Annotated in this window: 15 protein-coding genes and 4 tRNA genes; 13 read left to right on the plus strand and 6 right to left on the minus strand. The window is 69.8% G+C overall.

Annotated features, from left to right (window positions below):
• Positions 1–136: 136 nt before the first annotated feature.
• A tRNA-Tyr gene (locus tag BMZ82_RS19200) sits at positions 137–218 on the plus strand.
• A gap of 224 nt (positions 219–442) precedes the next feature.
• Here BMZ82_RS19200 and BMZ82_RS40755 read toward each other — a convergent pair.
• Together BMZ82_RS40755 and BMZ82_RS19210 are read right to left on the minus strand one after the other, a co-directional pair.
• Entirely contained in the window at positions 443–580 is a 138-nt protein-coding gene (locus BMZ82_RS40755; RefSeq protein WP_177244559.1) for a hypothetical protein, read from the minus strand.
• 688 nt (positions 581–1,268) lie between these two features.
• Positions 1,269–1,592, minus strand: a complete 324-nt coding sequence (locus BMZ82_RS19210; protein WP_093777391.1) for a hypothetical protein — start codon at positions 1,590–1,592, stop codon at positions 1,269–1,271.
• 98 nt (positions 1,593–1,690) lie between these two features.
• Here BMZ82_RS19210 and BMZ82_RS41890 point away from each other — a divergent pair, with 98 nt between their 5' ends.
• Positions 1,691–1,912 (plus strand): hypothetical protein, encoded by a 222-nt coding sequence (locus tag BMZ82_RS41890; protein ID WP_093777552.1) that lies wholly within the window; start codon positions 1,691–1,693, stop codon positions 1,910–1,912.
• Between the two features lie 42 nt (positions 1,913–1,954).
• Here the strand turns inward: BMZ82_RS41890 and BMZ82_RS19220 are convergent, their stop codons facing one another.
• Both BMZ82_RS19220 and BMZ82_RS19225 read right to left on the minus strand, forming a co-directional pair.
• Positions 1,955–2,611, minus strand: a complete 657-nt coding sequence (locus BMZ82_RS19220; protein WP_093777554.1) for an SDR family oxidoreductase — start codon at positions 2,609–2,611, stop codon at positions 1,955–1,957.
• A gap of 61 nt (positions 2,612–2,672) precedes the next feature.
• Entirely contained in the window at positions 2,673–3,962 is a 1,290-nt protein-coding gene (locus tag BMZ82_RS19225) for an amidohydrolase family protein (RefSeq protein WP_093777393.1), read from the minus strand.
• Between the two features lie 247 nt (positions 3,963–4,209).
• Between BMZ82_RS19225 and BMZ82_RS19230 the strand changes: the two genes are divergently transcribed.
• The 6 genes from BMZ82_RS19230 to BMZ82_RS19255 all read left to right on the plus strand — a co-directional run bounded on the left by BMZ82_RS19230 (position 4,210) and on the right by BMZ82_RS19255 (position 6,882).
• Positions 4,210–4,282, plus strand: a tRNA-Thr gene (locus BMZ82_RS19230).
• 46 nt (positions 4,283–4,328) lie between these two features.
• Positions 4,329–4,401: transfer RNA gene (locus tag BMZ82_RS19235), tRNA-Met, on the plus strand.
• 89 nt (positions 4,402–4,490) lie between these two features.
• Complete coding sequence (rpmG, locus tag BMZ82_RS19240; RefSeq protein WP_018834916.1) at positions 4,491–4,655, plus strand: 50S ribosomal protein L33; 165 nt, start codon at positions 4,491–4,493, stop codon at positions 4,653–4,655.
• A 111-nt stretch (positions 4,656–4,766) separates the two neighbouring features.
• Positions 4,767–5,267 carry a MaoC family dehydratase N-terminal domain-containing protein gene (locus BMZ82_RS19245; RefSeq protein WP_093777397.1) on the plus strand — a complete coding sequence of 167 codons (501 nt, stop codon included), beginning with the start codon at positions 4,767–4,769 and terminating at the stop codon, positions 5,265–5,267.
• Between the two features lie 7 nt (positions 5,268–5,274).
• Positions 5,275–5,703, plus strand: coding sequence for a MaoC family dehydratase (locus tag BMZ82_RS19250; RefSeq protein WP_093777399.1), 429 nt, complete (start codon positions 5,275–5,277; stop codon positions 5,701–5,703).
• A gap of 123 nt (positions 5,704–5,826) precedes the next feature.
• Positions 5,827–6,882, plus strand: a complete 1,056-nt coding sequence (locus BMZ82_RS19255; protein ID WP_093777401.1) for a UDP-N-acetylmuramate dehydrogenase — start codon at positions 5,827–5,829, stop codon at positions 6,880–6,882.
• A 6-nt stretch (positions 6,883–6,888) separates the two neighbouring features.
• On the opposite strand, the gene BMZ82_RS19260 is transcribed toward BMZ82_RS19255, so the two are convergent.
• Both BMZ82_RS19260 and BMZ82_RS19265 read right to left on the minus strand, forming a co-directional pair.
• Entirely contained in the window at positions 6,889–7,920 is a 1,032-nt protein-coding gene (locus BMZ82_RS19260) for an adenosine deaminase (RefSeq protein ID WP_093777556.1), read from the minus strand.
• 125 nt (positions 7,921–8,045) lie between these two features.
• Positions 8,046–9,272 (minus strand): pyridoxal phosphate-dependent aminotransferase, encoded by a 1,227-nt coding sequence (locus tag BMZ82_RS19265; protein WP_093777558.1) that lies wholly within the window; start codon positions 9,270–9,272, stop codon positions 8,046–8,048.
• A 217-nt stretch (positions 9,273–9,489) separates the two neighbouring features.
• Here BMZ82_RS19265 and BMZ82_RS19270 point away from each other — a divergent pair.
• From BMZ82_RS19270 to rplA, 5 genes are all read left to right on the plus strand, one after another.
• Positions 9,490–9,562: transfer RNA gene (locus BMZ82_RS19270), tRNA-Trp, on the plus strand.
• Between the two features lie 116 nt (positions 9,563–9,678).
• Entirely contained in the window at positions 9,679–9,966 is a 288-nt protein-coding gene (gene secE, locus BMZ82_RS19275) for a preprotein translocase subunit SecE (protein WP_093777403.1), read from the plus strand.
• Between the two features lie 80 nt (positions 9,967–10,046).
• A complete protein-coding gene (nusG, locus tag BMZ82_RS19280) occupies positions 10,047–10,907 on the plus strand; it encodes a transcription termination/antitermination protein NusG (RefSeq protein ID WP_093777405.1) in 861 nt (286 codons plus the stop codon).
• Between the two features lie 170 nt (positions 10,908–11,077).
• On the plus strand, positions 11,078–11,512 hold the full coding sequence (gene rplK, locus BMZ82_RS19285) for a 50S ribosomal protein L11 (protein ID WP_019072313.1): 435 nt from the start codon (positions 11,078–11,080) through the stop codon (positions 11,510–11,512).
• Between the two features lie 87 nt (positions 11,513–11,599).
• Entirely contained in the window at positions 11,600–12,325 is a 726-nt protein-coding gene (gene rplA, locus BMZ82_RS19290) for a 50S ribosomal protein L1 (RefSeq protein ID WP_093777407.1), read from the plus strand.
• The last annotated feature ends 105 nt before the right edge of the window (positions 12,326–12,430 follow it).

Genomic DNA, 12,430 nt, shown 5'->3' on the forward strand with positions numbered 1-12,430 from the left:
ATCCGGCCAAGCCTAGCCACCCCACTCTCTCCGAGCGCCGAGGAATCAGGTGGCGAAGCACCCCTGGGCATCGGGTATCGTTTACGTCGTTGCCAAGGAGCACCGCCGAAAAGCGGTTCGAATCGGCGGCAAACCCGGCGGTGTGCCCGAGCGGCCAAAGGGAGCAGACTGTAAATCTGCCGGCTCAGCCTACCCAGGTTCGAACCCTGGCGCCGCCACGCTGAGAACGAAGGGGCGGTGACCTGCTAACACAGCAGGTCACCGCCCCTTCGCCATGCCCTCTGGTGAGCGGTGCACTGTCTCACGCCGTCTTGCGTTCGAACGCCCTCTCTCGGGGAGTGCGGACGGAGCATGGACGGGATTTCAGCCCCTCACCCGCGTTGCTCCAGCCGCGTAGGTGACGTGCCACCGGAGTAGGCCAACCAGTACGGGCGGGCATCCGCTACTCCGCTCGTTCCTCGTCCTTGCTGCCGGCCACCCGCTTCGCAAGCGGCTCCAGCACGAGCCCGACCGTGGCCACGGCGACCGCAGGCAGGACCGAGTGGGCGTGAACCCCCGGCGTCCATTCCAGCAGCATCACGCCGACGAGGAAGGCCGACAGCCAGCCGAAGGCGGCGTCCGACAGCCGGGCAGTGGTGGGTGAAGGCGTAACGTGGCATGCCCCAGCCGTCGTGCCGGCACCGTGATCGCTGTGGCGATCACAGAGCACGGAGCGAGAAGCAGCAGGGCCCAGAACACCGGAGTGAGACCGTCGAGTTCCACCGCCCCCGGAAACACCGCCACTGTGACGAGCAGAACCAGCAGGAATACCAGGCCCACGAGCGCGGCCACCAGCAGGACCAACCCGCCGACCACGGCTCGGGCGAGCCGCTTCTCCCCGGCCGTCGACGGACCGCGTCCGCACCGTCGCTCTCATCGCCCGGGACGTATCGCGCGTCCATGTAAAGAATCACTTCCCGTTCGTCCTCAGACCCTGGTCACAGGCCACAAGCCACAGGCCACGCCTTCGAGTGCTGTTGGTCGGACAGGCATGCTGTGTGCTTCTCGCCCCGGACCGTTGGTCGGCGGAGCCGAGGCGGTGGGCTGCGGCAAAGCCGATCTTGAAGGTCAACAAGCGTTAATCGCAAGGAAGTTGAGGAAGAGGTGAGGGGGATCTTTGCCGCTTACCCGGTGATGGCCGACCAGAGAGGAAACCCCTCCGTACTGCGGAAACGCAGCACGGAGGGGTTTCTTCGTGTGTTGGGCAAGGGCGTGGGGGGACGTGCGCTTCACTCGCCCTCGGGAGGGGCTTCCGGGGTGCTCGGTGTTTTCTTCGGGTCGGGGCTTGTCGGCGTTTTCGTCTTTGCTTTTACCTCCGCCTCGATGTCGTTGCGCGGTTTGTTCTCGTCCTTGGCGTGTTCGGTGACCGCGGCCTGGGCGTCGCGGGCGAGGTCGCGCCAGGCTCGCCAGGCGGTTTCGTAGGTGTCGGTCTGGGTCTCCGACCAGGGGGCTGCCGTGGGCGCGCCATAGGCGTCCCGCAGCTCTTCGACCCTCGCGTGTGCCTCGTCGGCCGCGCGCTGCTTCTCCACGAGTTCCTCGAAGGTATGTGCCACGTGTACGGATGCTAGGGACGCGATCGCAGTTCCGCGCGGTGAGCGGGGCGCGTCCCGCCAGGGGGTACCCGCGTGGCCCACTGGGGCAGACTGGCCCCATGTCCAGCGCGTCCAGCCGTCGTAGAACCTGTCCCGAGTGCCGTCGCGAGATCGCCGTCGTCGCCGGACGGTACGCCCGGCACGACCCGCCCGGGGCGCGGGGGAGCGGGGAGTTCGTCTCCTGCCCCGGGTCCCGCAGGACGGCACAACTGGGCGCGGCACAGCCGTCGTTGGACGGATACGTCCTCCCGGATTTCCCCGGGCAGTTGCCCCTCTTCTAGCGCCCCTCTTCTAGCGCCGCCCCTCTTCTGGCGCCGCCCCGCTCAGTTCCCCGCGACCGCCTTCACCGCCACCGGCACCGGCGCCGAGCCGCTGATCAGCTCCAGGGTGAGGCCGGACATCGCCGGGGTGTCGAGCAGCTCCGCGAGCACGGCGGCCACGTCGTCGCGTGGGACGGCACCGCGCCCCGTACGCGCCTCCAGGCGGACCAGACCGGTGCCGGAGTCGTCCGTCAGCGCGCCGGGGCGCAGGATCGTCCAGTCGAGGGCGTCCAGGCCCCGCACGTACGCGTCCGCCTCGCCCTTGGCGCGCAGGTAGACGTCGAAGATCCCGTCGCCCCGGTGATCCGGGTCCGCGCCCATGGACGACACGACCACGAAGCGCCGTACGCCCGCCCGGACCGCCGCGTCCGCGAACAGCACCGCCGCGCCCCGGTCCACGGTGTCCTTGCGGGCCGTCCCGCTGCCCGGGCCCGCGCCCGCCGCGAACACCGCCGCGTCCGCGCCGCGCAGCCGCTCCGCGACCTCCTCGACGGAGGCCGACTCCAGGTCCAGGACGACCGGTTCGGCACCGGCCGCCCGCAGGTCGTCGCCCTGTTCGGCCCTGCGGACGACCCCCGCGACCGCGTCCCCGCGCGCGGCGAGCAGCCGCTCCAGCCGCAGCGCGATCTGACCATGACCACCAGCGATGACAATGCGCATGCCTTCGACCGTACGCCCGGACAGCCCCGTCCGCCGCACGGTGCCGACCGGACCCCGAGCCCTACGAGAGCTCCCCCCGCCCCTGCCGGGGTAGGCCCAACTCCGCCGCGGCCGCCGAGTTGCAGTACTCGCGGACCGCGCTCGTGCGGGCCACCACGCGCCCCCGGTGGATCACGATCCGGCTGTACGCCAGCGACAGGGCGCCCGCCAGCCGGTCGCCCCGGACGGCCAGCAGGTCGGCCGGGAAACCCGCCTCCACGCGGACCTCGGGCAGGCCCAGAGCGGCCCGCGCGGACGTGCTCACGGTGTCGTAGGCGTCCTCGCAGCGCAGACCGTGGCGGGAGGCGAGGAGGTAGGCCGCCTCCAGGGGGTCGCCGCGGCCGACCGGGTTGGAGACGTCCCGCACCGCCCCGCTGCCGGCCGCCACGCGCACCCCGGCCGCGCGCAACAGCCGTACGGGCGCCGCGCCCCGGTCCTCGACGGCGCCGCAGCCGCCCTGGGGGAGGCAGACCACCGTCACGCCGGCGGCGGCCAGTTGGTCGGCGGTGCGGCCGGCCGTCTCGGCGGGGAGGCGGTCGAGGCCGCCGCAGGGGCTGAGGGTGACGCCGGGGCGCAGGCCGCCGGCCATCGCGGCCAGGCGGGCGAGACGGGCCGGGTCGGCGGCGTCGGTGTGCAGGTCGACGGGGCAGCCGTGCTCGGAGGCGACCTCCAGGACGGCCTCCACGTACCCCGTCGGATCAGGGTCCAGGTCCGGGCAGCCGCCGACCACCGAGGCGCCCATCTTCACCGCGTCGCGCAGTATCGCGAGCCCGTCCGCGCCGGCCGCCCCGGTCAGCACCCGGGGCATCGCCACCGTCGTCAGCTCGGCGAGCCCGCGCAGCGAACGCCGGGCCCGCAGGACGGCGGCCAGCGCGCCGAGGCCCTGGACGTCGCCCACGCGCACGTGCGCGCGCAGGGCGGTCGCGCCGTGGCCGAGTTGCAGCAGCGCGGCCTCCGTGGCCCGGCGCTGGACGTCCTGGGCGGCGTACGAGACGGGGCCGTCGGTGTCGGCCGTGAGCGCGGTGTCGGCGTGCGCGTGCGGCTCGGCGGGGGCGGGGAGCAGGAGGTAGCCGTCGAGGTCCACGCGCGCGCCGCCACGGGCCGGACCGGCCGCCGGGCCCGCGGTCAGGCTGCCGGCCGTGCCGACCGCCTCGATACGCCCGCGGCCCAGCCGTACGTCCACGGTCCGGCCGTCCGTCAGCCGCGCCCCGCACAGCAGGAGGCCGGCCGGGTCCGGCGAGCCTCCCGAGGCCCCGAAGGGGGACGACGAGGACGACCAGGAGGGGGGCGGCTGCGGCTGGCTGTCGGGCATCGCGCTCCAGGGGCGTGGGGGAACTCACAAGATCACGCAGAGTGAGTCGAGCCTAGGGCGGCGGTTCGGCGCGGGCGGGGAGGAGCGCAATAGTCGTACCGGTGTGGTCCGCCGTGCCGGAGGGGCTCAGGAGACCGCCGGGACGCTGCGGAAACGGCCCTCGGGGCGGCCCTCGGAACGGCCCTGGAGGGCCCCGCGAAACGGATTTGGGTGAACGGCTGCGGACCGTGTAATGTCTTCATCGCTCGCCCCAATAGCTCAGTCGGTAGAGCGTCTCCATGGTAAGGAGAAGGTCTGCGGTTCGATTCCGCATTGGGGCTCTGGTGGGTGAGGTTCCCGTCGCAAGGCGGGACCTGATCCCATCAAAGCGGTGTAGCTCAGTCGGTAGAGCAAGCGGCTCATAATCGCTGTGTCACCGGTTCAAGTCCGGTCACCGCTACTGACAGTAGCCGATTGTGGGGTCGGTCCTTCGATCGGCTACTCTTTCATGCGTTAATAGGTCCCATCCGTTCGTCAAGGAGCACTCCTGTGGCTGCCACCGACGTCCGCCCGAAGATCACGCTGGCCTGCGTGGAGTGCAAGGAGCGGAACTACATCACCAAGAAGAACCGGCGTAACAACCCGGATCGAATGGAGATGAAGAAGCACTGCCCGCGTTGCAACGCGCACACCGCGCACCGCGAAACGCGATAAATCAGGCTCGTATGCGAGGCCGTCCCCGAGTGATCGGGGGCGGCCTCGCGTCGTTGAACCAGTTGCCCGATCCGTACCGGTCATTTGAGCAAGCAGGAGGTGCCGAGGCCCATGGCGCTCGATCAGTCCTTCGTCGGGCGGATCTACCCGCCCACCGATCCCTATGAGGTCGGCCGGGAGAAGATCCGCGAGTTCGCCGAGGCCGTGGCGGACGCCAACCCGGTGTACACCGACCCGGAGGCCGCCAAGGCCCTCGGGTACGCCGATGTGATCGCGCCGCCGACCTTCGTGTTCTCCATCACCTTCAAGGCGGCGCGCCAGGTCGTCCAGGACCCCCAGCTCGGCCTCGACTACAACCGCGTGGTCCACGGCGACCAGAAGTTCGCCTACAAGCGTCCCGTGCGCGCCGGTGACCGGCTCACGGTCACCTCGACCATCGAGGCCGTCAAGTCCATGGCAGGCAACGACATCCTGGACATCCGCGGCGAGGTCCACGACGAGTCCGGCGAGCACGTCGTGACCGCCTGGACCAAGCTCGTCGCCCGCGCGGCGGAGCCCGAAGCAGTCGCGGAGCCCGAAGCAGCCGCCGAGTCCACGGAAGGGCAGGCGTGAGGAACCGATGACGGCGAAGATCGCTTACGACGACGTCGAGGTCGGCACCGAGCTGCCCGCCCAGTCCTTCCCGGTGGACCGCGCCGCGCTGGTGCAGTACGCGGGCGCCTCCGGGGACTTCAACCCCATCCACTGGAACGAGAAGTTCGCCAAGGAGGTGGGCCTGCCGGACGTCATCGCGCACGGCATGTTCACCATGGCCGAGGCGGTCCGCGTCGTCACCGACTGGACCGGCGACCCGGGCGCGCTCGTCGACTACGGCGTCCGCTTCACCAAGCCGGTCGTGGTCCCGAACGACGGCCAGGGCGCCGTGATCGAGGTCACCGGCAAGGTGGGCGCCAAGCTCGACGACAACACCGTGCGGGTCGACCTGACCGTCACCAGCGGCGGGCAGAAGGTGCTCGGGATGTCCCGGGCGGTCGTCCGACTGGGCTGAGGCCGGCCAGGTCGGCAGTCGCCAGTCAGGCGTTGCGGTAAGGGGCGTTCTCCATTGCGAGGCGCCCCTTACGCGCGGGCAGGTCTGTCGGGGCTGTCAGTGGTGTCTCGTAGTCTTGGGCGCGTGCAGGAACTCCAGGACGCCCCGCTCGCCCCGCTGACCACCTTCCGGCTGGGCGGTCCCGCCACCAGGCTGGTGACCGCGACGACCGACGCCGAGGTGATCGCCGCCGTGCGCGAGGCCGACGCCGACGGCACACCGCTGCTCGTCGTCGGCGGCGGCTCCAACCTCGTCATCGGCGACAAGGGCTTCGACGGCACCGCCCTGCGCATCGCCACCCGCGGCTGCGAACTCGCCGGTACCCGGCTCGAGCTGGCCGCGGGCGAGGTCTGGACCGACGCCGTCGCCCGCACCGTGGAGGCCGGGCTCGCCGGCATCGAGTGCCTGGCCGGCATCCCCGGCTCGGCGGGCGCCACCCCGATCCAGAACGTCGGGGCGTACGGCCAGGAAGTCTCCTCGACGATCACCGAGGTCATCGCCTACGACCGCCACGCGGGCGAGACGGTCACGCTCACCAACGAGGAGTGCGCCTTCTCCTACCGCCACAGCCGCTTCAAGGCCCACCCCGAGCGGTATGTCGTCCTGCGCGTCCGCTTCGAACTGTCGGACGCGGGCGGGCTGTCGGCGCCCCTGAAGTACGCCGAGACGGCACGCGCGCTGGGCGTCGAGCCGGGGGACCGGGTGCCGCTCGCCGAGGCCCGCAGGGCCGTGCTGAAGCTGCGCGCCGGGAAGGGCATGGTCCTCGACCCCGAGGACCACGACACCTGGTCGGCCGGCTCCTTCTTCACCAACCCGATCCTCACCGACGCCGACTTCGCGGTGTTCCACGCGCGCGTGCGGGAGCGGCTGGGCGACGGCGTGCAGCCGCCCGCCTATCCGGCCGGCGCGGGACACACCAAGACCTCCGCGGCCTGGCTGATCGACAAGGCGGGCTTCACCAAGGGGTACGGCAGCGGACCCGCCCGCATCTCCACCAAGCACACCCTGGCCCTCACCAACCGCGGCACGGCCACCACGGAGGACCTGCTGACACTGGCCCGCGAGGTCGTCACCGGGGTGCGCGAGGCCTTCGGGATCACCCTGGTCAACGAGCCGGTGATGGTGGCCGCCGGGCTGTAGCCAGGCTCAGGACGCCAGCCAGTCGTCCACGCCCGACAGCAGCTTCGCCCGTACGTCCTCCGGCGCCGCCGACGCCCGTACCGACTGGCGGGCCAGTTCCGCCAACTCCTCGTCCGTGAAGGCGTGGTGGCGGCGGGCGATCTCGTACTGGGCCGCCAGCCGCGAGCCGAACAGCAGCGGGTCGTCGGCGCCCAGCGCCATGGGGACGCCCGCGTCGAACAGGGTCCGCAGCGGCACGTCCTCGGGCTTCTCGTACACGCCCAGCGCCACGTTCGACGCCGGGCACACCTCGCAGGTCACCCCCCGCTCGGCGAGCTTCTTCAGCAGCCGTGGGTCCTCGGCCGACCGCACCCCGTGGCCCAGCCGGTTCGCGTGCAGATCGTCCAGGCAGTCGCGGACGGACGCCGGGCCCGTCAACTCGCCGCCGTGCGGCGCGGACAGCAGGCCGCCCTCCCGCGCGATCGCGAACGCCCGGTCGAAGTCCCGTGCCATGCCCCGGCGTTCGTCGTTCGACAGGCCGAAGCCGACCACTCCCCGGTCCGCGTACCGCACGGCCAGCCGGGCCAGGGTGCGGGCGTCCAGCGGATGCTTCATCCGGTTCGCCGCCACCAGCACCCGCATGTCGAGCCCGGTGTCGCGCGAGGCCGTCTCCACCGCGTCCAGGATGATCTCCAGCGCCGGGATCAGCCCGCCCAGCCGGGGCGCGTACGACGTCGGGTCGACCTGGATCTCCAGCCAGCCCGAGCCGTCCTTCAGGTCCTCCTCGGCGGCCTCGCGCACCAGCCGCTGGATGTCCTCGGGCTCCCGCACGCACGAGCGCGCCGCGTCGTACAGGCGCTGGAAGCGGAACCAGCCCCGCTCGTCCGTGGCCCGCAGCTTCGGCGGCTCGCCGCTCGTCAGCGCCTCGATCAGGGCCTCGGGCAGGCGCACACCGTACTTGTCGGCCAGTTCCAGCACGGTGGTCGGCCGCATCGAACCGGTGAAGTGCAGGTGCAGATGGGCTTTCGGCAGTTCAGAGACATCACGTACACGCTCCATCAGGGAATCCTGCCGCACGTTCGTGTCGTCCAGGTACCACTTTCCCCGAACGTGGTCTTGCTCGCACACATGACAGAGGGGCCGGACCTGAACGGTCAGGTCCGGCCCCTTCGTCATGCGCGGTGTCAGTCCCTGGCCTCGGCCAGCAGCTTCTGGATCCGGCTCACGCCCTCGACGAGATCCTCGTCACCCAGCGCGTACGACAGCCGCAGGTACCCCGGTGTGCCGAAGGCCTCACCCGGCACCACCGCGACCTCGGCCTCCTCCAGGATGAGCGCGGCCAGCTCGACCGAGTCCTGCGGGCGCCTGCCGCGGATCTCCTTGCCGAGCAGCGCCTTCACCGACGGGTACGCGTAGAACGCGCCCTCCGGCTCCGGGCAGAGCACGCCGTCGATCTCGTTGAGCATCCGCACGATGGTCCTGCGGCGGCGGTCGAAGGCCTCGCGCATCTTCTCCACGGCCGACAGATCACCGGAGACGGCGGCCAGCGCGGCGACCTGCGCCACGTTGGAGACGTTCGACGTGGCGTGCGACTGGAGGTTCGTCGCCGCCTTGACGACGTCCTTCGGGCCGATGATCCAGCCCACCCGCCAGCCGGTCATCGCGTACGTCTTGGCGACGCCGTTGACCACGATGCACTTGTCGCGCAGCTCGGGCAGGATCGCCGGCAGCGAGGTGAACTTCGCGTCCCCGTAGACGAGGTGCTCGTAGATCTCGTCCGTCATCACCCACAGGCCGTGCTCGACGGCCCAGCGGCCGATCGCCTCGGCGTCCTCGGCGCTGTAGACGGCGCCGGTCGGGTTCGACGGGGAGACGAAGAGCACAACCTTGGTGTGCTCCGTGCGCGCCGCCTCCAACTGCTCGACGGAGACCCGGTAGCCGGTCGTCTCGTCGGCGACGACCTCCACCGGGACACCGCCGGCCAGCCGGATCGACTCCGGGTAGGTGGTCCAGTACGGCGCCGGGACGATGACCTCGTCGCCCGGGTCGAGGATCGCGGCGAAGGCCTCGTAGATGGCCTGCTTGCCGCCGTTGGTCACCAGGATCTGGGACGGGTCGACCTCGTAACCGGAGTCGCGCAGCGTCTTCGCGGCGATCGCGGCCTTCAGCTCCGGCAGGCCGCCGGCCGGCGTGTAGCGGTGGTACTTCGGGTTCGAGCAGGCCTCGATGGCGGCCTGGACGATGTAGTCCGGGGTCGGGAAGTCCGGCTCACCGGCGCCGAAGCCGATCACCGGCCGCCCGGCGGCCTTCAGGGCCTTGGCCTTGGCGTCCACGGCGAGAGTGGCGGACTCGGAGATCGCGCCGACTCGGGCGGAGACCCGGCGCTCGGTGGGAGGGGTTGCAGCGCTCATGGGGTCCATGGTTTCAGACCTGAAACCCGCTCGGCACACGGGTTTCACGGACTGGTCAGCCGACTGAACATCAGAGTGAATCCGATCAAGAGCCCTTTTCGTTCGACGAGGGGGCCAAGACCACGTACACTCACACGTCGTTGGCCTTCAACAGCCGCGCCCCCAACAGGTGCACACCGAGCACCCGACCGGATGCGGTACGTTGGGGAACACACAAAGGGTCGTAGCTCAATTGGTAGAGCACTGGTCTCCAAAACCAGCGGTTGGGGGTTCAAGTCCCTCCGGCCCTGCTACACACACCATCACCAGGATGTGTGCGCAGCGTATGTACGTACAGCAGCAATGCACCGTCGTGCGGCTCAGACCGGGCGCGGCACGGCCACGACCCGGGAACAGGTGAGGACGAATGGCGGATGCCGTGGGCTCCATCGACACGCCTGATGCCCAGGACGAGGTGCCTGAGGCGCAGCAGAAGACCCGCAAGGGCGGTAAGCGCGCCAAGAAGGGCCCGCTGAAGCGTCTCGCGATCTTCTATCGCCAGATCGTCGCGGAGCTCCGCAAGGTCGTATGGCCCACGCGGAGTCAGCTCACGACGTACACGACCGTGGTGATCGTCTTCGTCGTCATCATGATCGGCCTGGTGACCGTGATTGACTATGGACTCAGCCACGCCGCCAAGTACGTCTTCGGCTGAGCCAAGAGCGAAGGGCGCCGAGGTATCCGGCGCCCCTTTCGCATGTTCCACCCCTATGTATCCAGGAAGAAGCAGCCACCGTGTCTGACCAGAACCTGAACGAGGACGTCGAGTCCGTGGACGACGAGCTCGACATCGTCGAGGGCGCGGACGAGGACCTGGACGAGTTCGAGGCTGCCGAGGCCGAAGCGGGCGAGCCCGCGGAGGAAGCCGCGCTCCACGTCGAGGACGAGGACGTCGTCGCCGACGAGGACGTCGAGGACGAGGACGTCGTCGCCGACGAGGCCGAAGAAGAAGCCGAAGAAGAAGAGCCGGCCGAGCCCGTCGACCCCGTCACCGCCCTGCGTGAAGAGCTGCGCACCCTGCCCGGCGAGTGGTACGTCATCCACACGTACGCCGGTTACGAGAACCGCGTGAAGACCAACCTGGAGCAGCGCGCCGTCTCGCTGAACGTCGAGGACTTCATCTTCCAGGCCGAGGTGCCGCAGGAAGAGGTCGCGCAGATCAAGAACGGCGAGCGCAAGACCATCCGTCAGAACAAGCTCCCCGGCTACGTGCTGGTGCGCATGGACCTGACCAACGAGTCCTGGGGCGTCGTCCGCAACACTCCCGGCGTCACCGGCTTCGTGGGCAACGCCTACGACCCGTACCCGCTGACCCTGGACGAGATCGTCAAGATGCTCGCCCCGGAGGCCGAGGAGAAGGCCGCCCGTGAGGCCGCCGAGGCCGAGGGCAAGCCGGCTCCGTCCCGCAAGCTCGAGGTCCAGGTGCTGGACTTCGAGGTGGGCGACTCGGTCACCGTCACCGACGGCCCGTTCGCCACGCTGCAGGCCACGATCAACGAGATCAACGCCGACTCGAAGAAGGTCAAGGGCCTCGTCGAGATCTTCGGCCGCGAGACCCCGGTCGAGCTCAGCTTCGACCAGATCCAGAAGAACTAGCCCTTCTGGAACAGAAGCCTCCGAACAGGTCAGGTGGCCGCTCGCGCGGTGCCTGACCTGCTCGGTTTTTGGCCGCGCAGGGATACCCGTTATCGTTGTGCGGTATGCCTCCATCCGGATCATCCGGACCGGAAGGCTGAAAAAACTCTCACTAGGACCCGGAGAGAGCAATGCCTCCCAAGAAGAAGAAGGTCACGGGGCTCATCAAGCTCCAGATCAACGCCGGTGCGGCGAACCCCGCACCGCCGGTCGGCCCCGCGCTCGGCCAGCACGGCGTCAACATCATGGAGTTCTGCAAGGCCTACAACGCCGCGACCGAGTCGCAGCGTGGCTGGGTGATCCCGGTGGAGATCACGGTCTACGAAGACCGCTCCTTCACCTTCGTCACCAAGACGCCGCCGGCCGCGAAGATGATCCTCAAGGCCGCTGGTGTCGAGAAGGGCTCGGGCGAGCCGCACAAGACCAAGGTCGCCAAGATCACGCAGGCGCAGGTCCGCGAGATCGCCACGACCAAGCTGCCCGACCTCAACGCCAACGACCTCGACGCCGCGTCGAAGATCATCGCCGGCACCGCCCGTTCCATGGGCATCACGGTCGAGGGCTGAGCCCCAGCCCCGTAGCACCTTCGTAGCACCGTGGCAGGGCCTGCTCGGCCCGTACCACGACTCCTCAAGACGCACACAGGAGCAGTAGTGAGCAAGCGCAGCAAGTCCCTCCGCGCTGCGGACGCCAAGATCGACCGGGAGAAGCTCTACGCCCCGCTCGAGGCCGTCCGTCTCGCCAAGGAGACCTCCACCAGCAAGTTCGACGGCACCGTCGAGGTCGCCTTCCGCCTGGGTGTCGACCCGCGCAAGGCCGACCAGATGGTCCGTGGCACCGTGAACCTGCCGCACGGCACCGGCAAGACCGCCCGGGTCCTGGTCTTCGCGACCGGTGACCGTGCAGCGGCCGCGGAGGCCGCGGGCGCCGACATCGTCGGCTCCGACGAACTGATCGACGAGGTCGCGAAGGGCCGTCTGGACTTCGACGCCGTCGTCGCCACCCCGGACCTCATGGGCAAGGTCGGCCGCCTCGGCCGCGTGCTCGGTCCGCGTGGTCTGATGCCGAACCCGAAGACCGGCACCGTCACCCCCGACGTGGCCAAGGCCGTCACGGAGATCAAGGGCGGCAAGATCGAGTTCCGCGTCGACAAGCACTCGAACCTGCACTTCATCATCGGCAAGTCGTCCTTCGACGACGTCAAGCTGGTGGAGAACTACGGCGCGGCCCTGGAGGAGATCCTCCGCCTGAAGCCGTCCGCCGCCAAGGGTCGCTACATCAAGAAGGCCGCGATCAGCACCACGATCGGCCCCGGCATTCAGCTCGACCCGAACCGCACCCGCAACCTCCTCGTCGAGGAGGACCCGGCCGCGGTCTGAACCTGACGGTTCGCCACAGTCGGCACGAGCCCCGCAACCTCTCGAGGTGCGGGGCTCGTCCCTTTCCCCCGTACGGCTTTTCTCGTACGGCTGTCAGTGCCGTGG

This window comes from Streptomyces sp. yr375 (genome assembly GCF_900110755.1).
Classification (GTDB): Bacteria; Actinomycetota; Actinomycetes; order Streptomycetales; family Streptomycetaceae; genus Streptomyces.